Source organism: Mycobacterium sp. VKM Ac-1816D (assembly GCF_000416385.1).
GTDB classification, from domain to species: domain Bacteria; phylum Actinomycetota; class Actinomycetes; order Mycobacteriales; family Mycobacteriaceae; genus Mycobacterium; species Mycobacterium neoaurum_A.
The window spans coordinates 94,771-116,130 of record NZ_AOHQ01000130.1 but is presented as its reverse complement, the minus strand read 5'-3'; the positions used below and the strand labels follow the sequence as shown (position 1 = coordinate 116,130).

The window sequence follows — 21,360 nt, the reverse complement described above, 5'->3', positions numbered from 1 at the left end:
CTCAGCCCAGCCAGTCCAGCACCGCGGCCGCGGTCCAGGACTGCTGCATGCTGCCCAGCGGCTCACCGGTGAACGGCTCGTAATACTCGGCGAAGGTGCCGTCGCTGGCCTGGCGCAGTCCCTCCTGGCGCAGGGTCAGCGCACGCTCGGCCCAGCCGCGGCGGGCGAAGCACCAGGAGAACAACCACGTCGTCACCGGCCAGACCGGGCCGCGCCAGTATTCGCGGGCCCGGAAGTCTCGGGAAACCGGTGACGTGGAGGGGATCAGCGAGTACCGCAGATCCGGGTGGCTGCTGAAGCGCGGGCCGTCCAACAGACGCAGCAGCGCACGCTCCTTGTCGTGTGGAAGTCCACCGCACAGCAGCGGAGCGAACTGGGCGATGGTCTCGGTCGCCACCCATGATCCGGCGCGCACATCGAAATCCCTTGCCGCACCGGTCCGTACGTCGGTGGTTTCGACGACACCGGCGCGGAAGCGGTCGGCCCAGAAATAGAGGTCACGGATGTCTGCCGGGGACCTCCGATGGTCCTCGCCGATCTCGGCAAGCACCCGGCAGGCCACCGAGAAGATCGCCGAGACGAACACGTCCTCGACGGCGAAGCTCATTTTCTTGGCCAACAGCTCGTCGTCGTAGCGGACGGACTTCATCTCCTCCAGCAGCCACAGGTAGCGGTCGTACTCGCTGTCGGACGGACGCTGGGTGGCATCGGTGTTGATCTTGTTGTCCTCGCGCTGATACTCCGGCACGTCCCCGGGAATCACGTTGGCATACGAACTGTCCCAACGCGGTGAGTTGTCCATTCCGGACTCCCACCCGTGATACAGCGTGATCCGGCCGCGCTGGTCCGGGTCGCGCGCCTCGGCCAGCCACCGGTGCCACCGCACCAGATCACTCCATCGCCGGTCCAGGAACGACTCGGCCACCGCCCGGGTCGAGCGGCCGCGCGCCTTGGCGCGGTCCAGGATGCGCTGCACCGCGATGGCGTGCACCGGCGGCTGGGTGATCCCTGAGGTGTGCCGGGTGCGCGGGGCATGGACGGCCAGCGCCGAGGTCGCCCAGCGCGCCGGACCGGGAAAGTATCCGTCGACACCGTTGGCGAACACGATGTGCGGGATCATCCCGTTACCCCATTGAGCCGAGAGCAGGGTGTCGAGCTCGACGACGGCGCGCTCGACGCTCAGCGGGGCCAGTCCGATGGCTACGAATGCCGCATCCCAGCTCCACATGTGCGGGTAGAGCAGCGGGGCGGCAGTGGTCATCACACCCAGGTCGTTTCCGCGCAGCAGATAGGCCGCTCGCGCCGCGAGCTGGGTGGGGGCGAAGCTTGGGTCCGGTGGCATCGCATCAATAATGCGACGCCGCGGGCGAGCGTGCAGTGTCGGTACTGTTTTCTCCTGTGCCCACAGCTCTGATCACCGGCGCCGGCGGCGGGATCGGATCGGCCATCGCCGATGCCCTCGCCCCGACGCACACTCTGCTGCTCGCGGGGCGACCGTCGGCGCGGCTCGACGCCGTCGCCGAACGGCTCGGGGCCCCCACCTGGCCGTTGGATCTGACCGATCCCGAGTCCATAGAATCCGCCGCCGAGGTGCTCGCCGAACTCGACGTGCTGGTGCACAACGCCGGCGTGCTCTACCCGGGGCCCGTCGCCGAGTCCACCGCCGACCAGTGGCGGGCGAGCTTCGAGGTCAATGTCACCGGTGCGGTGGCGTTGACGCTGGCCCTGCTTCCGGCGTTGCGCGCCGCGGACGGGCACGTGGTGTTCATCAACTCCGGTGCCGGCCAGAAGGTCTCGGCCAACATGGCATCGTATTCGGCGAGCAAGTTCGCGCTCCGCGCGTTCGCCGACTCGTTGCGGACCGACGAACCGACCCTGCGGGTCACCTCGGTCTTCCCCGGGCGCACCGATTCGGAGATGCAGCGCGACCTGGTGGCCTACGAGGGCAAGACCTACGACCCGGACCGCTTCCTGCGTCCCGCCACGGTGGGACTGCTGGTCGCCCAGGCGGTCAACGCGCCGAGGGACGGTCACATCCACGAGCTCACGGTCCGCCCGAACCCGTGATTTCGGCGCGCTCGCGCTCGGTGAGCGAGCGTGAACGCGCCGAAATCAACACCCGCTAGGCAGGCACCATCCCGTGCGGATCGAGCACGAACTTCTGCGCCACCCCCGAGTCGAACGCGGCATACCCGTCGGGCGCGTCCTCCAGGCCGATCACCGTCGCGTTCACCGCATCGGCGATATGCGCCTTGTCGTGGAGGATGCTCATCATCAGGCCGCGGTTGTACTTGAGCACCGGGCACTGTCCGGTGTAGAAGCTGTGGCTCTTGGCCCAGCCGAGGCCCAGCCGGACCTTCAGCGTGCCGTGCTTGGCGTCGTCATCGGTGCCGCCGGGGTCGCCGGTGACATACAGACCGGGAATGCCCAGCGCTCCGCCGGCTCTGGTCACGTTCATGATCGAGTTCAGCACCGCGGCGGGCTGCTCACCGGCATCATGCCCGTGACCGCTGGCCTCGAAGCCCACCGCATCCACCGCGCAGTCCACCTCATCGGTGTGCAAGATCTCGGCGATCTGCTCCTCGAGGGTCGCGTCGGCACTGATGTCGACGGTCTCGCACCCGAACGACCGGGCCTGCGCCAGTCGGTCCGCATTGAGGTCACCGACGATCACCACCGCCGCCCCCAGCAGGTGCGCCGAGTACGCGGCGGCCAGCCCGACCGGGCCCGCGCCGGCGACGTAGACCGTCGACCCGGTGGTGACACCGGCGGTCTTGGCCCCGTGATAGCCGGTCGGGAAGATGTCCGAGAGCATGGTGAGGTCACGGATCTTGGCAAGTGCGGCGTCCCGATCCGGGAACTTCAGCAGGTTGAAGTCGGCGAAGGGCACCATCACGTAATCGGCCTGGCCGCCGAGCCAGCCGCCCATGTCGACATAACCGTAGGCCGAGCCAGCCCGGGCCGGGTTGACGTTCAAACAGATGCCGGTCTGCCCCTCGCGGCAGTTCCGGCAGCGGCCGCAGGCGATGTTGAACGGCACCGAGCAGATGTCCCCGACGTCGAGAAACTGTACGTCGGAACCTTTTTCGACGATCTCGCCGGTGATCTCGTGGCCGAGTGTCTGGCCGACGGGCGCGGTGGTCCGGCCGCGGACCATGTGCTGATCGGAACCGCAGATGTTGGTCGACACACACTTGAGGATGACCGCGTGGTCGGCCTTGCGGCTCATTCCCATCGCGCTCGCGACCTCGGCGGGCACCTCGAGCTTGGGATAGGGCAGCGTCTCCACGGCCACCTGGCCGGGACCCTTGTAGACGACGATCCGATTATCCGACATTGCGTGCTCCAAACCGGGCCGCCATTTCGGTAAAGCGTTCTCACAGACGGGATCTCCGCCGCCACGCTGCGGCCCTGACATCCAGTATCCGCACTCCGGTATGCACGAAGCGCCATACGTCGGGACCGCATCAGGAAACTAGACCAACGGTGGGGAGAGAACCCCACCGTTGGTCGGGGTCGCTCAGACGACGAGGTTGACCAGCTTGCCGGGAACCACGATGACCTTCTTGGGCGTGGCCCCGTCGAGGAAGGCCAGCACCTTCTCGTCGGCACGCGCGGCCGCCTCCAAGGCCGCCCTGTCCGCATCGGCGGCGACCGTGATCTTGCCGCGCACCTTGCCGTTGACCTGGACCGGCAACTCGACGGTGTCGTCGACCAGATAGCGCTCGTCGGCTTCGGGGAAGGGTCCGTGGGCCAGCGATGCGTCGTGACCCAACCGGCGCCACAGTTCCTCGGCCAGGTGCGGGGCCAACGGGGCCACCATCAGCACCAGCGGCTCGATGGCCGCCCGCGCCGTCACCGCCGCCTTGGTGATGTGGTTGGTGTACTCGATCAGCTTGGCCGCCGCCGTGTTGTTGCGCAGCGCCGCATAATCTTCGGCCACCCCGGCGATGGTCTTGTTCAGCGCGCGCAGGGTCTCGTCGCCGACCTGCTCGTCGGTGACCCGCACCGCACCGGTGGTCTCGTCGATGACGGCCCGCCACACCCGCTGCAGGAATCGGTGCGCGCCGACGACGTCCTTGGTCGCCCACGGACGCGAGGCCTCCAGCGGTCCCATCGACATCTCGTAGACACGCAGGGTGTCGGCGCCGTACTCGTCGCAGATCTCGTCCGGGGACACCGAGTTCTTCAGCGATTTGCCGATCTTGCCGAACTCCTGGTTGACCTCGATCTCCCCCTCCGGTGCCGGGTAGAAGAACTTGCCGTCGCGTTCGACGACCTCGGCGGCGGGAACGTAGGAACCGCGGGCATCGGTGTAGGCGAACGCCTGGATGTAGCCCTGGTTGACCAATCGGCGGTACGGCTCGGACGAACTGACGTGGCCGAGATCGAACAACACCTTGTGCCAGAACCGGGAGTACAGCAGGTGCAGCACCGCATGCTCGACACCGCCGACGTACAGATCGACTCCCCCGGGATCCTGCGGACCGTGGATCTCCGGCCGCGGCCCCATCCAGTAGGCCTCGTTCTCCTTGGCGCAGAACGCTTCCGAGTTGTGTGGGTCGGCATAGCGCAGCTCGTACCACGAGCTGCCCGCCCACTGCGGCATCACATTGGTGTCCCGGGTGTAGGCCTGCAACCCGTCACCGAGGTCGAGGTCGACCTGCACCCATTCGGTTGCCTTGCCCAGCGGCGGCGAGGGTTCACTGTCGGCGTCATCGGGGTCGAACATCACCGGCGCGTAGTCCTGGATATCCGGGAGTTCCACCGGCAGAGCCGATTCCGGTAACGGGTGGGCTCTGCCGTCGGCGTCGTAGACGATGGGGAACGGCTCACCCCAGTACCGCTGCCGCGCGAACAGCCAGTCCCGCAACTTGTACTCGACCCGGGCCCGCCCGGTACCGTCGGCCTCCAGCCGGACGATGATCGCCTCCTTGGCCGCGGCGACCGTCAAGCCGTCCAGCTCACCGGAGTTCACCATCACACCGTCGCCGCTGTAGGCCGCTTCGGTGACATCCCCGCCCGATACGACCTCGACGATGGGCAACCCGAACGCGTTCGCGAACTCCCAGTCGCGCTGGTCGCCGGCGGGCACCGCCATGATCGCACCGGTGCCGTAGCCGGCCAGCACGTAATCGGCGATGAAGATGGGCACATCCGTCCCGTTCACCGGATTGGTGGCATAGGCACCGGTGAATACGCCGGTCTTGGATTTGTTCTCCTGGCGCTCCAGGTCGGACTTGGCCGCGATATCGGACCGGTAGGCCGCGATGGCCTCGGCCGGGGTTGCGCCGCCGTAGGTCCACCGGTCGTCGGTGCCTTCGGGCCAGTCGGCCGCGGTCAGCGCGTCGACCAGCTCATGCTCGGGGGCCAGCACCAGGTAGGTCGCGCCGTAGAGGGTGTCGGGCCGGGTGGTGAACACCTCGATGGCACCGGCGGCTGTGCCGAACCGGACCTGTGCGCCGACGGAGCGGCCGATCCAGTTGCGCTGCATGGCCTTGACCTTGTCGGGCCAGTCCAGCACGTCCAGGTCGTCGAGCAGTCGATCGGAGTACGCGGTGATGCGCATCATCCACTGCCGCAACCGCTTCCGGAACACCGGGAAGTTGCCGCGGTCACTGCGGCCATCCGAGGTGACCTCCTCGTTGGCCAGCACGGTGCCCAGCCCCGGGCACCAGTTGACCACCGAGTCGGCGCGGTACACCAGCCGATGGCCATCGATGACATCGGCGCGCTCGGCCTTGGTCAGTTCCGCCCAGGTGCGGCCGTCGGGCAGGGCCCGGGTGCCCTCGGCGAACTCCTCGATCAGTTCCTCGATGCGGCGGGCACGCTTGAGCTCGGGGTCGAACCAGGCGTTGTAGATCTGCAGGAAGATCCACTGCGTCCACTTGTAGAAGTCGACATCGGTGGTGGAGAAGCTGCGCCGCGAGTCGTGGCCCAGGCCCAGGCGCCCCAACTGCCTGCGGAAGTTGACGATATTGGCCTCGGTGCGCGTGCGCGGGTGGGTGCCCGTCTGCACGGCATACTGCTCGGCGGGAAGCCCGAACGCATCGAAACCCAAGGCGTGCAGGACATTCCGTCCGGTCATCCGGAAGTAGCGGGCGTAGACATCGGTGGCGATATAGCCCAGGGGATGTCCGACGTGCAGGCCGTCCCCGGACGGGTAGGGGAACATGTCCTGGACGAACATCTTGTCCGCCGGGACGGCTGACCCGTCGGTGGGTGCGAGCGACCCCACCGGGTCGGGCACATGGAAGGTGCCCAGACGCTGCCAGCGCTGTTGCCAGGCCAGCTCGATATCACCGGCCAGCGCGGCGGAGTAGCGGTGCTGCGGTGCGTCGGCGGGGTCGACCGAGGGATCTGTCACGTCGAACAGGGTATAAGCGCCGCTCGCGCGCCTTTCGGCCACGGGTTGATAAAGGTTGCGTTGCAGGGTGGTCAGAACCCGGTTGCAGCTCGGTCCCGACGCTGTCGGATGCCCCGCCGGCATGGTTACAGTCGGCCCCTGACCCGCCGGAATCGAATTCCCGCGACACACCGCACCACCCCGGAAGGACCGACGTCAGGATGAACGAGCACGCGCGCCGCTGGCGGATTGTCATCGCCGGGACCGCCGCCGGCCTGGCCGGTGTGGTCAGCCTGGCCGCCACCCCCGCGAACGCCGAACCGCTGCCCCCTCATCCCGTGCCGCCCGCCCCGGTCACCGTCACCCAGACCGTCACCGTCGCGCCACAGGCGGCCGCACCGCTGATCCCGGCCGCTGCCGCACCCGCCCAGCCGATCGCAGCGGGCAGCCCGGCCGCCCCGGCCGCCATCCCCGCTGTGCCTGTCGCTCCGGGTGCTGCGCCGCTGCTCGGCTCGGCGACCAGCACCGCAGCCACCCCGCGACCGGTGACGGTGCCGCTGTCACCGAATCCGTCCGGCACCATCCGTGACTACCTGACCAGTCAGAATGTGACGTTGGAGCCTCAGACCCCGGCCGGGTTCACCGCGCTGAACATCGTGCTGCCCCGGCCCACCGGCTGGACCCAGGTGCCCGACCCCAATGTCCCCGACGCCTTCGCCGTCATCGCCGACCGCGTCGGTGGCGACGGGCTGTACAGCAACAACGCCCAGGTGGTCGTCTACAAGCTGGTCGGGAACTTCGACCAGCGCGAAGCGATCCGGCACGGATTCGTCGACAGCCAGCAGCTGACGGCATGGCGGGCGACCGGAGGGTCGATCGCCGAGGTGGCCGGTGTGCCGACGTCGATCATCGAGGGCACCTACCGCGAGAACAACATGACCCTGAACACCTCACGACGCCACATCATCGCGACCTCCGGCGCCGACCGCTTCCTGGTGTCGCTGTCGGTCACCACCTCCGAATCGCAATCCGTGGCCGCCGCGGACGCCACCGACGCGATCATCAACGGCTTCCGGGTATCGGCACCCGCACCCGCCGCACCGGCTCCAGGCGCTGCCGCCGCACCCGCCGCAGCGGCACCGGTCGTCCCCGCGCCCGCCGCGGCAGCACCGTCCGCCATCCCGGTCAGCCTCGGTACCGGGCCCGTCGTCCCCAACTAACACCGAAGCCCGTCCGCCTCGTATCCTGAAGCCATGCTTGTTGCCGCGGTCCTGTGCCTGGTCGTGGCCGTCGCCACCGCCGGCGCGGCTGTGTGGTCCTTGAAGCAACCCTTCGCCGACGATCCTGTGCGTCAGGTGTTGCGCGCCGTGGCGCCGACGCAGTTCGCCGCCGCAGCGATGCTGGGTGCCGGCAGTGCGGTGGCCCTCGCCGCGCCGACGATGGCCACGCTGTTGCTGCCGGTGTGCGTCATCGGCGCGATCGGGACGGTCGCCGCGGGATGCTGGCAGAGCGCCAAGGTGGTGGCCCGCAAGGAAGCCGCCCAGGCCGCTGCCCGCGACGCCGGTGGGGGTTGCGCCGGCTCGTGCGCCTCTTGCACGCTCTCGTGCTGAGTGGCGTCAGGTCAGTTTCGGCTCAGGTCGATCGGATGCGTCGCGAGCATCGCCAGCGGTAACGGTTGACGTCGCAGCACTCGGGACCACAGGTCGACCCGCGGTTCGGCAAGGACATCCGAGGGCAACGCCGAGAGCACGATCCAGTCGTCGCGCTCGATCTCACCCTCGAGCTGCCCGACGGTCCAGCCCGAATATCCCGCGAAGATCCGCACACCCTCGACCACCGGCGCGATGTTCTCCGGATCGGAGTCCAGATCGACCATGCAGACCCGACCCTGGACGTGACGCAAGCCGGGCACGCCGGTGATGTCGACGCCGACCCGGACGGTGGCCAGGCACAACGCCGAATCACGCTTCACCGGACCACCGACGAACATCGTCTTGGGCTTGATCGCGAGCCCGGCCCACTGCGGCAGGACGTTGTAGACCGCGGTCTCGCTCGGCCGGTTGAGCACCACGCCGAGCGTGCCGCCCTCGTTGTGTTCGACGATGTAGATGACGGTGCGCCGGAATGTCGGTTCCAGCAGGTCGGTTTCGGCCAACAGCAGCGTCCCCGCCCGCACCCGCGGTGCCGTCGGCGTCGGGTAATCCTCCGGTTCGTCGGGATGCGCCATCGGTCAATCATGTCACCAGCACGGCGCCGTGCTCACCGGCTCGCCGAGATATTTGTAGGGTGGATCGGGGTCATAACTCGCCGGCCCGGACAGGACCCGATCTGATGACTGACACCGGCACTCCCGGGGGCACGTGGCACACGGTGCGCGGGTTGCCCGAATTCCGGCGGCTGCTCGAGTTGCGGGCGGTCAGCCAATTCGGGGATGGGTTGTTCCAGGCCGGTTTAGCCGGTGCATTGCTGTTCAATCCGGAGCGCGCCGCACATCCGTGGGCCATCGCTGGGGCGTTCGCTGTGCTGTTCCTGCCCTACTCCGCACTCGGGCCGTTCGCCGGGGCGCTGTTGGACCGCTGGGACCGCAGGACGGTGCTGATCGGCGCCAACGCCGGGCGCCTGGTGCTGATGCTCGCCGTCGGCGCGGCCCTGGCGGTCAGCTCGGGGGATCTGACGCTGCTGGCCGGCGCGCTGATCGTCAACGGGTTCACCCGCTTCGTCTCGTCCGGGCTCTCGGCGGCACTACCGCATGTGGTGCCCCGCGATCACGTGCTGACGATGAACTCGGTGGCCACCGCGACGGGCGCGCTGGCGACCTTCCTCGGCGCGAACTTCATGCTGCTGCCGCGGTGGTTGCTCGGTGCCGATGACGGGGGCGCCTCGGTGGTGATCTTCTTGGCGGCGATCCCGGTGACATTGGCCCTGGTGCTGTCGGTGCGGTTCGCCCCTCGCGCCCTCGGTCCCGACGACAGCGCCCGCGCCGTGCACGGTTCGGTGGCTTATGCGGTGTCCACCGGGTGGGTGCACGGCGCCAGGACGGTCGCCGCGGTGCCCACCGTCGCGGCGACCCTCAGCGGGTTGGCCGCCCACCGGATGGTGTTCGGGATCAACACCCTGCTGGTGTTGGTGATGGTGCGCCACAGCGGCGATCAGGAGGTCGCCGGGCTGGGCTTGGGCACCGCGGTGCTGTTCGTCGCCGCGACCGGTACCGGATCGTTTCTGTCCACCGTGCTCACTCCTGCCGCTGTCCTGCGGTGGGGTCGTTACCGCACGGCCAACGGCGCCCTGGTCTTGGCGGCGCTGATCCAGCTGCTGGCCGCGTGGCTGTACATGCCGGTGATGATCGCCTGCGGCTTCGTCCTCGGCGCGGCCGGGCAGGTGGTGAAGCTGTGCGCGGACAGCGCGATGCAGATCGACGTCGACGACGCGTTGCGCGGGCATGTCTTCACGGTGCAGGACGCGCTGTTCTGGGTGACCTTCGTCGCGGCGATCGCGTTGGCGGCGGCGCTCATCCCGACCGACGGCCGGTCGGTTCCCCTGGTTCTCCTCGGGTCCGCGCTCTACCTGGTGGGTTTGGCCGCGCACGCCCGCCTCGGCAGGCGGCCCCGGCCGGTCTAGAGTGCCGGTCTAGAGTTCAGCCATGGCTGATGCCGGGCCGGTGGTGGCCGATCTGCGCGCAGAGAGCGCCGAGCTCGACAGCATGGTTGCCGAGTTGTCCGACCAGCAATGGCGCACCGCCACCCCCGCCCCGGGGTGGACCATCGCCCACCAGATCGCCCACCTGTGGTGGACCGACCGGGTGGCTTGGGCGTCGGCGACCGACGAGGGCGCCTTCGGCGCCGTGCTAGCCGAGGCCGGTAAGAACCCGCTGGGGTTCGTCGACGCCGGCGCCGAGCAACTGGCGGCCACTCCCTCGGCCGAGTTGCTGGCCAATTGGCGGGCCGACCGTGCGCGGTTGCACGATGCGCTGCTGGGGGTCCCCGACGGCCGAAAGCTGCCCTGGTTCGGCCCACCGATGAGCCCGACATCGATGGCCACCGCGCGCCTGATGGAGACCTGGGCCCACGGCCTCGATGTCGCCGATGCGCTGGGGATCCGCAAGCCAGGCACCGAACGCCTCCGATCGATTGCCCATATCGGTTATCGCACAAGGGATTTCGCTTTCTCTGTGCACGGCCTCACCCCGCCGGCGGAAATGTTTCACGTGGAACTACGCGCTCCGGACGGGCAGTTGTGGGCTTGGGGACCCGAGGACGCCGCCCAGACCGTGGCCGGCAGCGCCGAGGACTTCTGCATGCTGGTCACCCAACGCCGAGCGCCGAGTGATCTCGATATCGTGGCGACCGGCCCCGACGCCCAGAAGTGGCTGACCATCGCCCAGGCCTTCGCCGGGCCACCGGGCAAGGGCCGCGGATAACCGGCAGGCGCCGACTCTGCACTCACGGCGCAAAAGTGCGAGGAGGCACCGCCCACACCGCAGAGTCAACGGGAAAGGGATGCGATATCGCCAGCTCACTACCTGACAATCCGTCGCTCGACGCACTGCTCGCGGAGGCCGGCGAAGGCGGCAAGGACTCCACCGCCCGGCAGTACGGGTTCAGTGGGTGGCCCGCGCTGGTGCGCTATCTCGAAGCGGTCACCGAGCTGGGCACCGACCCGTCCCGTTTCGACGAGTCCACCGCCGATGTCGGCGACCGGTTCTGTGCGCTGGCCTGCCTGCGCTACGACGGAACCGATGCGCCCCCGCGCCGCGAGGCGGCGGCCGAGCTGCTGCGTACCCGACCTGGCCTGGTCGACGACCACCCCTGGGCAGCCGCCGCTGCACACGATGTCCGCGCACTGTCCGCCCAGCTGCGTGACGACCCCGGCGTGGCATCGACCCCGGGCGGACCCTTCGGGTGGCCGCCGCTGATGTACTTGGCCTACGCCCGGGTGCCCGGTGGGGACAGCATCGCCGCCGCCCACCTGCTGCTCGATGCCGGTGCCGATCCCGACGCCGGGTATCTGTGGCGTGGGATGTCGACGCCCTTCACGGTGCTGACCGGCGTATTCGGCGAGGGTGAGCAGGGGCCGCGGCGCCAGCCACGGCACCCGGCCGCCGACGACCTTGCCACCCTGCTGCTGGGTCGCGGCGCGCATCCGGTGGACCAACAGACGCTCTACAACCGGATGTTCCGGCCCGACGATGCACACCTGCACCTGCTGTTCGAGCACGGGCTTGCCGACGCCGGTCCGAGTCCGTGGGAGCGCCGCCTCGGTGAGGCCATGGAGACGCGCGAGCAGATGTGGCAACGGCAGATCTCCTGGGCCGCAGACAACGGTTTCGCCGACCGGCTGGCACTGCTGGCTCGGCACGGTATCGACACCGGCGGGGCGCAACCGGCGACCCGCGAACTGCCCGACGACCCGAATCAACGTGACGCCGACGGCGCGACCGCCCTGCACCACGCCGCCTGGTCCGGAGACCTGACGTTGATCCGGCGTCTCCTCGACGCCGGCGCGGACCCCGCGTTGCGTGACACCCGGTTCGACGCCACGCCCGGTGAATGGGCCGAACACGCCTATGAGTCCGAGGCCGCCGAACTACTACGGCTCACGGCAGGTCGCTGACCGCATCGGCCGTCCCGTCCCCGTCGGCATCGGTGAGCCGCAGATCCCAGCGACCGTCACCGTCGCGGTCGGCGTAGGCGAACCCGGGACCGAGCACCCGGTCGGCGAGCCCATCGGCATCGACATCGACCAACCGCTCCCCCGGCGAACCGTCCCCGTCGAAATCCACGACGGGTCCGCCGAAGGCCTCCGCGCCGTCGAGACCCAACCAGCGCAACTGTCCCGCCCGGTCCACCGCGACCGCCCAGGTGCCCGAGCCGTCGTCGGTGAAATATGCCGGCGCCGGCCCGTCGCGATTGTGCACGGCGTGATCGGCCAGCCCGTCGCCCGGCGGACCGTCCAGATCGGCCAGTGCGTCATCGGCGTGGCCGTCCCCGTCGAGATCCAGGCCGATGGCGTCGAGGACCCCGTCACCGTCGAGATCGACCGTGGGATCGGCCGACCAGATGTCCGCACCACCAGCGCTATCGGAGAGGCAATAGTCCATACCTCCTCAGACGCATCAGGACTGCCGGGCGTTCCACCATTTTCTGAGCTCGGCGATCGCCTCGTCATGCTCCAGCGGACCACGTTCCAGACGCAGGTCCTTCAGGTACTTCCAGGCCTTGCCGACGAGCGGTCCGGCCGGGATGTCCAGGATGGCCATGATCTCGTTGCCGTCCAGATCGGGCCGCACCCGCCCCAGATCCTCCTTGGCCGCGATCTCGGCGATCCTGGCCTCGAGATCGTCGTAGTTGGCGCGCAATCGCGCCGCACGCCGCTTGTTGCGGGTGGTGCAATCCGCGCGGACCAGCTTGTGCAACCGGTCCAGCAGGGGCCCGGCATCGGTGACATAGCGACGCACCGCGGAGTCGGTCCACTTGCCGTCGCCGTAGCCGTGGAAACGCAGATGCAGATACACCAACTGCGAGACGTCGTCGACCATCTGCTTGGAGTACTTCAGCGCCCGCATCCGCTTGCGCGTCATCTTGGCCCCGACCACCTCGTGGTGATGGAAGCTCACCCCACCATCGGACTCGTGCCGACGGGTCGCCGGCTTACCGATGTCATGCAGCAGCGCAGCCCACCGCAACACCAGATCGGGACCGTCGGCTTCCAGATCGATGGCCTGCTGCAGCACCGTCAGCGAGTGCCAGTAGACGTCCTTGTGCTGGTGATGTTCGTCGATGGCCATCCGCATCTCACCGACCTCGGGCAGCACCACATCGCCAAGACCCGTCTGGACCATCAGGTCGATTCCGGCCACCGGATCGGCGCCGGTGATCAGCTTGTCCAGTTCGGCGGCGACCCGTTCGGCGGTGATCCGGCCCAACTGCGGCGCCATCTCGATCAGCGCCTCCAGCACCCGCGGCGCCACCGCAAAGCGAAGCTGGGAGACGAAACGCGCGGCGCGCAGCATCCGCAGCGGATCATCACCGAAGGACACCTGCGGTTCGGCGGGTGTGTCGAGTATCCGCTCGCGCAGTGCCGTGATCCCGCCGAGCGGATCGCAGAACTCGGCGAGCCCGCCAGGGGCATCGGGGTGGATCCGCACCGCCATCGCGTTCACCGTGAAATCGCGACGGACCAGGTCGTCTTCCAGGCGGTCACCGAAGCGCACCTCGGGATTGCGCGAGACCTGGTCGTAGCTGTCGGCCCGGAATGTGGTGATCTCCATCCGGTATCCGGCCTTACCCACGCCGAGCGTCCCGAATTCGATCCCGGTTTCCCAGAGCGCGTCGGCCCACCCGCGCAGCAGCTTCTGCATCTGCTTCGGCCGCGCGTCGGTGGTGAAATCCAGATCGTTGCCCAGCCGGCCCAGCAACGCATCGCGCACACTCCCGCCGACCAGATACAGCTGGTGGCCTGCCTCGGCGAACCGCGCGCCCAGTTCCGTGAGCACCGATCCGTACTCGCTCAGCGCCACAAACGCGCCCGCCAACAGTTCGGCATCGACGGCGTCTGGGGTCTGGTGGTCGGGCACGTTCGGGGAGTCTAGTGACGCCACCGGGGTGGTAACGACCCGGCGACAGCCCGGCCACGACGGGCGCGTGTGGCGAGCAGGTGAACCGACGGCAACTATCATCGCTTGGGTGTCGGACGGCGAGCAGGCCAAACCGCGACGGCGCCGAGGGCGTCGCCGCGGCCGCCGGGCTGCCGGTCCGCCCGCCGCCGACGCCCAAGCCGACTCGACGTCGAGCAACGGCGCGGCGGCACCGGCCGCCAATGGGGAGCCCAAACAGGCCAAACCCGGCCAGAATCGCAGGCCGCGGCCCGACCGCAGAGCCCCCGACCGGCTGCGCACCGTGCACGAGACCTCGGCGGGCGGACTCGTCATCGACGGTATCGACGGCCCCAAGGAGACTCAGGTCGCGGCGCTGATCGGGCGGATCGACCGGCGCGGCCGGATGTTGTGGTCACTGCCCAAGGGTCATATCGAGGTCGGTGAGACCGCCGAGCAGACCGCGATCCGCGAGGTCGCCGAGGAGACCGGAATCCAGGGCAGCGTGCTGGCCGCCCTGGGCAGCATCGACTACTGGTTCGTGACCGAGGGCCGCCGCGTCCACAAGACCGTGCACCATTACCTGATGCGTTTCCTCGGCGGCGACCTCTCCGACGAGGACATGGAGGTCACCGAGGTCGCCTGGGTCCCGCTGCGTGATCTGCCCGCCAGGCTGGCCTACGCCGACGAACGACGTCTCGCGGTGGTCGCCGGTGAGCTCATCGACAAATTGCACAGCGACGGTGAGGACGCCCTTCCGCCGCTGCCGCCCAGCGCTCCTCGGCGCCGCCCACAGACCCATTCGCACACGCGCAACCGTCGCCCGGAGGAGTCGCCCCCGCGGCGGGCGAACGGCTGCGGACCCGGCCAATGAGACAGGCGAGGGTGCTCCTTCGCGTCCTCATCGCCGCACTGCTCGTCCTGCTGTTCGCCGGCCCGGTTCCGGCGGCCGCCCAACCCGGCGAGACGACGTTCCTGCAGTTGCACATCGACCGCGTCAGTCCTGACACCGTCACGACCACCAGCGGCTCGGTGGTCACCGTCACCGGGACGATCCGCAATACCGGGGATCGGCCGGTCCGCGATGTCGTCGTCCGCCTCGAGCACGCCCCCGCGGTCACCGGATCAGCAGAACTGCGGACGAACCTGACCGGCAATCTCGATCAGTACACCCCGGTCGGGCCGTTCATCACGGTGTCCGGTGAGTTGCAGCGCGGACAGCAGGTGCCGTTCACGCTGTCCTATCCGGTCCGCGGCGCCGGGGAACCGACCTTGCAGATCGAGCAGCCCGGCGTCTATCCCCTCCTGGTCAACGTCAACGGCACCCCCGACTACGGCGCCCCGGCCCGCCTCGACGATGCACGTCTGCTGCTCCCGGTGCTCGGCGTACCGCCCGACCCCGTCAGCGGCGACGACCCGGGAAACCAGGGACTGTCGGCGGTGGTCCCCCCGGATACCTCGCGTCCGGTGGCCACCACGGTGCTGTGGCCACTGGCCGACCGCCCCCGGCTGGCGGCAGGCATCCCCGGCGGCACCACCCCGGTGCGGCTGCTCGACGACGATCTGGCGGCCTCCCTGGCGCCGGGCGGCCGACTGGACACCCTGCTGTCGGCGGCCGATTTCGCCACCAGCGCCCCGGTCGACGCCGACGGCGCGGTCCGCGCCGCGGTGTGCCTGGCCGTCGATCCCGACCTGCTGATCACCGTCAATGCGATGACTGCCGGTTACGTCGTCAGCGACGATCCGGCGGGTGGCCTCAACGCCCCGACGCATCCGGGCACCGGCCAGGATGCGGCCGTCGGATGGCTCAACCGGCTCAAGGCGCTGGCCCAGCGACTGTGCGTCACACCGACGGTGTACGCGCAGGCCGATCTGGATGCGCTGCACCGCGTCGGCGATCGCGGGCTGAGCACCGTCGCGACCGGCGCCGCCGCCGATATCGTCGACCAGATCCTGGGGGTGCGTTCGGTGCGGGGAGCGACCCTGATCGGCGATGGCCCGCTGACCGACGGCGCGGTGGCGCTGCTGGCCGGACAGAACCCGACCGTCGCGGTCTCGGCCGCCGCACTGACCCCGGCAGACAGCGGCCCGGCCGACACCTCACCGCAGCGCTACGCCCAGCAGGTGGTGGTCGCACCGTTCGATCCCGCCCTCGGCGCCGCACTGGCCGGAGTCGGTGCCACCCCCCGCACACCGACGTATCTGGACACCGGACTGGACATCCCGCTGGACCATGATTCGCGGGTGGCCCGCCTGCAGGATGCGCTCGGCGCCCTGCAGTGGCGTGGCCTGCGACCCGAGGCGCAGGGACGCACCCAGCTCGTCGTCCCCCCGCTGACCTGGGACCTCAACCCCGATGAGGCCCAAAGCGTGCTGACCGCGGTGGCGACCGCGATCAGGGCCGGGCTGGCCGTGCCGCGGCCACTGCCGGTGGTTCTGCAACAGACACCCGCGCTGGCACCGTTCGATTCCAGCGCCGTCCCGTCGTGGTCCGGTGACGCCGCGGGCACCTTCGACAACGGGGTGACCTCCGGGATCGGCGCGATCACCGGCCGGCTGTGGGGGCTGACCGCGGCGTTGACCGTCGACGAACGCACCGGCCTGACCGGTAACCAGTACACCGCCCCCCTACGTGAGGACATGTTGCGCGCCGTGAGCCAGTCGATTCCGGCGCGGTCGCGCAATGGTGCCGCCCAGCAACGCCTTTCGACGGTCAGCCGCACCGTCGCCGATCTGTTCGGCGCGGTCACCGTCGTGAACCCCGGCGGCTCGTACACGCTGGCCACCGAGCGCAGCCCCCTGCCGCTGGCGCTGCGCAACGACCTGCCCGTGCCGATCCGGGTCCGACTACGGATCGACGCGCCGCCGGGGATGACGGTCACCGACCCCGGGGAGATCGAGCTGCCGCCGGGTTTCCTGCCGGTGCGGGTGCCCATCGAGGTGCACTTCACCCAGCGCTTCGCCGTCGATGTCGCCCTGACCACCGGCGACGGCATGGCCCTCGGTGACCCGGTGCGGTTGTCGGTGCATTCCAACGCCTACGGCAAGGTGCTGTTCTTCATCACCCTGACCGGAGGGCTGATCTTGGCGTTGCTGGTCGGTCGCCGCCTGTGGCACCGTTTCCGCGGCGAGCCGGACCGGGCGGACCTGGTGCCGCCGACCCGGGAGCCGCGCAGGCCCGACCCGTTGGACACCGCGCTGGCTCACACCGCCGAGGACACCGCGCGCCCGGAGCGGACCCGATGAGCGCCGCGCAGGGCACCCGCAAGGAGTTGTCGGACTCGGCCGTCGTCTCCAGGTCGTGGGCGATGGCGCTGGCGACGCTGATCAGCAGGCTCACCGGGTTCGCCAGGATGGTGCTGCTGGCGATCATCCTCGGCGGGCCGTTGCTGAGCGCCTTCTCGGTGGCCAACCAGCTGCCGAACCTGATCGCCGCGCTGGTCCTCGAGGCGACCTTCACCGCGATCTTCGTCCCGGTGCTGGCCCGCGCCGAACGCGAGGATCCCGACGGCGGAACGGCGTTCATCCGCAAGCTGCTCACCTTGGCCACGCTGGTGCTGCTGTTGGCGACCATCTCCTCCACGCTGGCCGCCCCGCTGCTGACCGACCTCATGCTTGGTTCCGAACCCTTGGTGAACCGTCCGCTGACCACCGCGTTCGCCTACCTTCTCCTACCCCAGATCATCTTCTACGGGCTGTCCTCGGTGTTCATGGCAATCCTGAACACCCGCAACATCTTCGGTCCGCCGGCCTGGGCGCCGGTGGTCAACAACGTGGTCGCCATCGCCACCATCGGCCTCTATCTCCTTGTCCCCGGCGAGCTCTCGGTGAACCCGGTGGAGATGGGCAACGCCAAGCTGCTGGTGCTGGGTATCGGAACCACCCTGGGCGTGGTGGCCCAGGCCGCGGTCGTCTTCGTCGCGCTACGGGCCGAGCGGATCAGCATGAAACCGCTCTGGGGCATCGACGACCGGATCAAGACCTTCGGGATGATGGCGTTGGCGATGGTCCTCTACGTCCTGATCAGTCAGATCGGTCTGATCGTCGGCAACCAGATCGCCAGCGCCGCATCGGCATCCGGGCCGGCCATCTACAACTACACCTGGCTGGTGCTGCAGCTGCCGTTCGGCATCATCGGCGTGACCGTGCTCACCGTGGTGATGCCGCGATTGTCGCGCAACGCCGCATCCGAGGACGGGCCGGCCGTGCTGGCCGATCTGAATCTGGCCACCCGGCTGACCATGCTGACGATGATCCCGGTGGTCGCGGTGATGACCGTCGGTGGGCCGGCCATCGGCAGCGCGCTGTTCGCCTACGGCAACTTCGGCGATACCGACGCCGGCTACCTCGGTATGGCGATCACGCTGTCGGCCTTCACCCTGATCCCCTATTCGCTGGTGCTGCTGCAGCTTCGGGTTTTTTACGCGCGTCAACAGCCGTGGACGCCGATCGTGCTGATCCTGGTGATCACCGCCGTGAAGATCGTCACCTCGGTGGCGGTACCGCATCTGGTCACCGACCCGGGCATGGTCGCCGGATATCTGGGGCTGGCCAATGGCCTCGGATTCCTGGCCGGCGCCACCGTCGGATATGCGGTCCTGCGCGCCAACCTGATCCCCGCCGGAAGCGGCGGCCGGATGATCAGCATCGAGGTGGTGCGCACCATCCTGGTCACGATCGCGGCATCCATGCTCGCCGGTCTTCTCGCCCATGTCGTCGACAAGCTTCTCGGTCTGCAGGCCCTGACCGAACACGGCGGTGGCGCGGGATCGCTGCTGCGACTGGTGGTGATCGGGCTGATCATGGGTCCGATCATCGGCGCGGTGCTGTGGTGGGCCAAGGTGCCCGACGCGGTGTCGGCGGTCGCCGCGGTGCAGGCCCGACTCCGGGGCCGCACGCCGTCGGCCCCCGGGCGCACGACCGGGACCGATGCTGGTCATGACCGCCGGGCGGTCCCGTATCCTGATCGGAGCAATTCGCATCCGATGCGGCCCGGCCGCCCCCCGGCAGCCCGCCGGTATGCACCGCAGGCACAGATTGCCACGAGCCACACTCGGAAAGGACCATCGGTGAGCGATACGCCCGGCAGCGGGTCTGCGCCAGACGCCGGAGCCGATTCCGAAACCGGCGCCACCACCCGGATTCCGTTGCAGGGCAAAGCTGATGCGTTTGCACCCGATACCGGTGGTTTCACCGCACGGCCACCGGCCGACTACGGCGGCGATCCCAGTCGCGAGCCGCTGGCCTTCGACCCGCCGCGTGAGGGTCCCGCCGAGGCCGCGCTCGGTGAGGAACTGCACCTGATCCCTGGCGCGACCATCATCGGCGGGCGCTACCGGTTGCTCGTGTCCCACGGCGGGACCGACACGCTGCGGTTCTGGCATGCCCTGGACACCGCACTCGACCGGCAGGTCGCGCTGACCTTCGTCGACCCCGATGGCACCCTGCCCGAGTCCGAACTGCAGGACATCCTGGCCAGGACGCAACGGCTGTCGGCGATCGACAGCCCCGGGCTGGCGCGGATCTTGGACGTCACCCGCTCCGGGTCCGGCGGCCTGGTGATCTCGGAGTGGATCCGTGGTGGTTCGCTGACCGAGGTCGCCGAGACCTCCCCCTCCCCGATCGGCGGGGCGCGCGCCATCCAGTCTCTGGCCGCCGCTGCCGATATCGCACACCGTTCGGGTGTCGCGTTGTCGGTCGACGATCCGGGCCGCATCCGGGTCAGCATCGAGGGCGATGTCGCGCTCGCTTTCCCGGCGACGCTGCCCGATGCCAACCCCGAGAGCGATATCCGCGGCGTCGGTGCGGCGTTGTACGCCCTGCTGATCAACCGTTGGCCGCTACCACAGACCGGTACCACCAGCGGTCTGGAGCCCGCCGACCTCGACGCGGTCGGCCAGCCCGTCGAGCCACAGACGGTCAATGCGGATATTCCCTTCCAGATCTCCGCCGCAGCCGCCCGCGCGGTGCAGGAAAACGGTGGTATCCGCAGCGCACCGACGCTGCTGAACCTGCTGCAGCAGGCCACCGCGGTGGCCGACCGCACCGAATACATCGCCCCGCTGGACGCGTCCTCGGCCGACCAGCCTGCGCGTTCGGGTGCCGCCGATGCCGACCCGGACGCCGTCGCGCGGCGCCGCAAGGGCCTGATCATCGGACTCGCCGTCGGCGGCGTGGTCGTCGTGCTGGTCTTCGTCCTGCTGGTCACCGTGCTCAGCCGGATCTTCGGTGACGTGGGTGGCGGGATCAACCGCGACGAGCTCGGCCTGAACAACCCCAGCAGCAGCACCACGGCCGAGTCCGACAGTGGAACGGTCAAGCCGGTCCGGGCCACCGTCTTCTCCCCCGAGGGTGGCGCCGACGCTCCCAACGAGGCCGGTCTGGCGATCGACGGGAACCCCGCGACCGCGTGGCCCACCGACACCTACTCCGACCCGGTGCCCTTCCCCGGCTTCAAGAACGGTGTCGGCCTGATGCTGCAGTTGCCCAAGCCCACCGATATCGGGTCGATCACGGTCACCGTGTCCAGCGTGGGCACTTCGGTCCAGATCCGTTCGGCCGACACGGCCAATCCGGCCTCGCTGTCCGATACCACCGAACTGACCCCGCCGACGCCACTGAAGAAGGGTTCCAACACCATCGACGTGCCCGAGGCCGCACCGACCTCGTACGTCCTGGTGTGGATCTCGACGCTGGGCACCGTCGACGGCAAAAGCCGCACCGATATCTCCGAGGTGACGGTCACCGCCCGCTCCTGAGCGGAATTATCCCCAGGCTGGACTCGGCAATCGCGCAGTTCAGCGGGTTGCGGCAAAGAGGTGCCCGGCCGCGGCCGCAGCGGAACCTAGGGTTCGGCTGTGGGGGATATCACGGCGGACGACCGCACTGACGAACAATTGCTGACCGCGCATCTCGCCGGGGATCGGTTCGCTTTCGAGGAGCTGTTCCGCCGCTACGAGCCGCAGCTGTACCGGCTGGCACGGATCACCACCCGCTGTCCCGACGACGCCCGCGATGCCTTGCAGGAAGCGATGCTCTCGGCACACTGCGCGGCCGGTCAGTTCCGTCATGACTGCACGGTGAAGAGCTGGCTGCGCCGCATCGTGGTGAACGCCTGCCTGGACCGGCTGCGACGGCACAGGGCGCGACCCACCGCGCCGCTGGATCCGGAACTCGCCGGCCATGCCCCGGACCCCACCACGGCATTGGACACCGCGATCGTGGTGGAGAAGGCGTTGATGCGGCTTCCGATCGACCAGCGCGCGGCGATCGTTGCCGTCGATATGCAGGGGTTCTCGGTGGCCGAGACGGCCGCCCTGCTCGGTGTGCCAGAGGGCACCGTGAAGAGTCGGTGCGCGCGCGGCCGGTCCAAACTCGCGGCGACCCTGGCCCACCTGAGCGCATCGGTGGCGCGATGATGGAG

16 protein-coding genes are annotated in these 21,360 nt (G+C 69.1%); 10 read left to right on the top strand and 6 right to left on the bottom strand.

All coding sequences use genetic code 11. The annotated features are described in order from the left end of the window. Position 1: 1 nt before the first annotated feature. Positions 2 to 1,342, bottom strand: a complete 1,341-nt coding sequence (locus G154_RS09345; protein ID WP_019512165.1) for a glycogen debranching protein — start codon at positions 1,340 to 1,342, stop codon at positions 2 to 4. Positions 1,343 to 1,398: 56 nt separating this feature from the next. On the opposite strand from G154_RS09345, the gene G154_RS09340 reads away from it, so the two are divergent. Then, positions 1,399 to 2,067 (top strand): SDR family oxidoreductase, encoded by a 669-nt coding sequence (locus tag G154_RS09340; protein ID WP_023985104.1) that lies wholly within the window; start codon positions 1,399 to 1,401, stop codon positions 2,065 to 2,067. 55 nt (positions 2,068 to 2,122) lie between these two features. Here G154_RS09340 and fdhA read toward each other — a convergent pair whose 3' ends face one another. Then, complete coding sequence (fdhA, locus tag G154_RS09335) at positions 2,123 to 3,337, bottom strand: formaldehyde dehydrogenase, glutathione-independent (protein WP_019511981.1); 1,215 nt, start codon at positions 3,335 to 3,337, stop codon at positions 2,123 to 2,125. A gap of 183 nt (positions 3,338 to 3,520) precedes the next feature. After that, positions 3,521 to 6,376, bottom strand: coding sequence for a leucine--tRNA ligase (gene leuS / locus G154_RS09330; protein WP_237742501.1), 2,856 nt, complete (start codon positions 6,374 to 6,376; stop codon positions 3,521 to 3,523). Positions 6,377 to 6,567: 191 nt separating this feature from the next. Here leuS and G154_RS09325 point away from each other — a divergent pair, with 191 nt between their 5' ends. After that, complete coding sequence (locus tag G154_RS09325; RefSeq protein WP_019511979.1) at positions 6,568 to 7,566, top strand: LpqN/LpqT family lipoprotein; 999 nt, start codon at positions 6,568 to 6,570, stop codon at positions 7,564 to 7,566. A gap of 33 nt (positions 7,567 to 7,599) precedes the next feature. Continuing rightward, entirely contained in the window at positions 7,600 to 7,956 is a 357-nt protein-coding gene (locus G154_RS09320) for a hypothetical protein (RefSeq protein WP_019511978.1), read from the top strand. Between the two features lie 11 nt (positions 7,957 to 7,967). Here the strand turns inward: G154_RS09320 and G154_RS09315 are convergent, their stop codons facing one another. Beyond that, positions 7,968 to 8,573, bottom strand: a complete 606-nt coding sequence (locus G154_RS09315; RefSeq protein WP_019511977.1) for a YqgE/AlgH family protein — start codon at positions 8,571 to 8,573, stop codon at positions 7,968 to 7,970. Between the two features lie 104 nt (positions 8,574 to 8,677). Between G154_RS09315 and G154_RS09310 the strand changes: the two genes are divergently transcribed. The 3 genes from G154_RS09310 to G154_RS09300 all read left to right on the top strand — a co-directional run bounded on the left by G154_RS09310 (position 8,678) and on the right by G154_RS09300 (position 11,956). Continuing rightward, entirely contained in the window at positions 8,678 to 9,964 is a 1,287-nt protein-coding gene (locus tag G154_RS09310; protein WP_019511976.1) for an MFS transporter, read from the top strand. 22 nt (positions 9,965 to 9,986) lie between these two features. After that, a complete protein-coding gene (locus tag G154_RS09305) occupies positions 9,987 to 10,763 on the top strand; it encodes a TIGR03084 family metal-binding protein (RefSeq protein WP_019511975.1) in 777 nt (258 codons plus the stop codon). Between the two features lie 125 nt (positions 10,764 to 10,888). Beyond that, entirely contained in the window at positions 10,889 to 11,956 is a 1,068-nt protein-coding gene (locus G154_RS09300; protein WP_234713156.1) for an ankyrin repeat domain-containing protein, read from the top strand. On the opposite strand, the gene G154_RS09295 is transcribed toward G154_RS09300, so the two are convergent. Beyond that, positions 11,940 to 12,443, bottom strand: a complete 504-nt coding sequence (locus tag G154_RS09295) for a hypothetical protein (RefSeq protein ID WP_019511973.1) — start codon at positions 12,441 to 12,443, stop codon at positions 11,940 to 11,942. The genes G154_RS09300 and G154_RS09295 overlap by 17 nt on opposite strands. Before the next feature lie 15 nt (positions 12,444 to 12,458). Beyond that, positions 12,459 to 13,919 (bottom strand): CCA tRNA nucleotidyltransferase, encoded by a 1,461-nt coding sequence (locus G154_RS09290; protein ID WP_019511972.1) that lies wholly within the window; start codon positions 13,917 to 13,919, stop codon positions 12,459 to 12,461. Between the two features lie 109 nt (positions 13,920 to 14,028). Here G154_RS09290 and G154_RS09285 point away from each other — a divergent pair, with 109 nt between their 5' ends. The 4 genes from G154_RS09285 (at position 14,029) to sigM (ending at position 21,355) form a co-directional block, all read left to right on the top strand. Further along, entirely contained in the window at positions 14,029 to 14,811 is a 783-nt protein-coding gene (locus G154_RS09285) for an NUDIX hydrolase (RefSeq protein ID WP_019511971.1), read from the top strand. Beyond that, positions 14,808 to 17,183: a hypothetical protein gene (locus G154_RS09280; RefSeq protein ID WP_031601254.1), complete on the top strand. Its 2,376-nt coding sequence runs from the start codon at positions 14,808 to 14,810 to the stop codon at positions 17,181 to 17,183. Before G154_RS09285 ends, G154_RS09280 begins: the two co-directional genes overlap by 4 nt. Further along, positions 17,180 to 20,695, top strand: a complete 3,516-nt coding sequence (gene murJ, locus G154_RS09275) for a murein biosynthesis integral membrane protein MurJ (protein WP_019511969.1) — start codon at positions 17,180 to 17,182, stop codon at positions 20,693 to 20,695. Before G154_RS09280 ends, murJ begins: the two co-directional genes overlap by 4 nt. Positions 20,696 to 20,794: 99 nt before the next feature. Further along, on the top strand, positions 20,795 to 21,355 hold the full coding sequence (gene sigM / locus G154_RS09270; protein WP_019511968.1) for an RNA polymerase sigma factor SigM: 561 nt from the start codon (positions 20,795 to 20,797) through the stop codon (positions 21,353 to 21,355). Positions 21,356 to 21,360 lie beyond the last annotated feature (5 nt).

Coding starts and splice junctions, on each gene's coding strand:
- G154_RS09320 (WP_019511978.1), top strand. CDS start 7,600: ATGCTTGTTGCCGCGGTCCTGTGCCTGGTCGTGGCCGTCGCCACCGCC.
- G154_RS09345 (WP_019512165.1), bottom strand. CDS start 1,342: ATGCCACCGGACCCAAGCTTCGCCCCCACCCAGCTCGCGGCGCGAGCG.
- G154_RS09325 (WP_019511979.1), top strand. CDS start 6,568: ATGAACGAGCACGCGCGCCGCTGGCGGATTGTCATCGCCGGGACCGCC.
- G154_RS09280 (WP_031601254.1), top strand. CDS start 14,808: ATGAGACAGGCGAGGGTGCTCCTTCGCGTCCTCATCGCCGCACTGCTC.
- G154_RS09295 (WP_019511973.1), bottom strand. CDS start 12,443: ATGGACTATTGCCTCTCCGATAGCGCTGGTGGTGCGGACATCTGGTCG.
- murJ (WP_019511969.1), top strand. CDS start 17,180: ATGAGCGCCGCGCAGGGCACCCGCAAGGAGTTGTCGGACTCGGCCGTC.
- G154_RS09315 (WP_019511977.1), bottom strand. CDS start 8,573: ATGGCGCATCCCGACGAACCGGAGGATTACCCGACGCCGACGGCACCG.
- G154_RS09305 (WP_019511975.1), top strand. CDS start 9,987: ATGGCTGATGCCGGGCCGGTGGTGGCCGATCTGCGCGCAGAGAGCGCC.
- fdhA (WP_019511981.1), bottom strand. CDS start 3,337: ATGTCGGATAATCGGATCGTCGTCTACAAGGGTCCCGGCCAGGTGGCC.
- G154_RS09310 (WP_019511976.1), top strand. CDS start 8,678: ATGACTGACACCGGCACTCCCGGGGGCACGTGGCACACGGTGCGCGGG.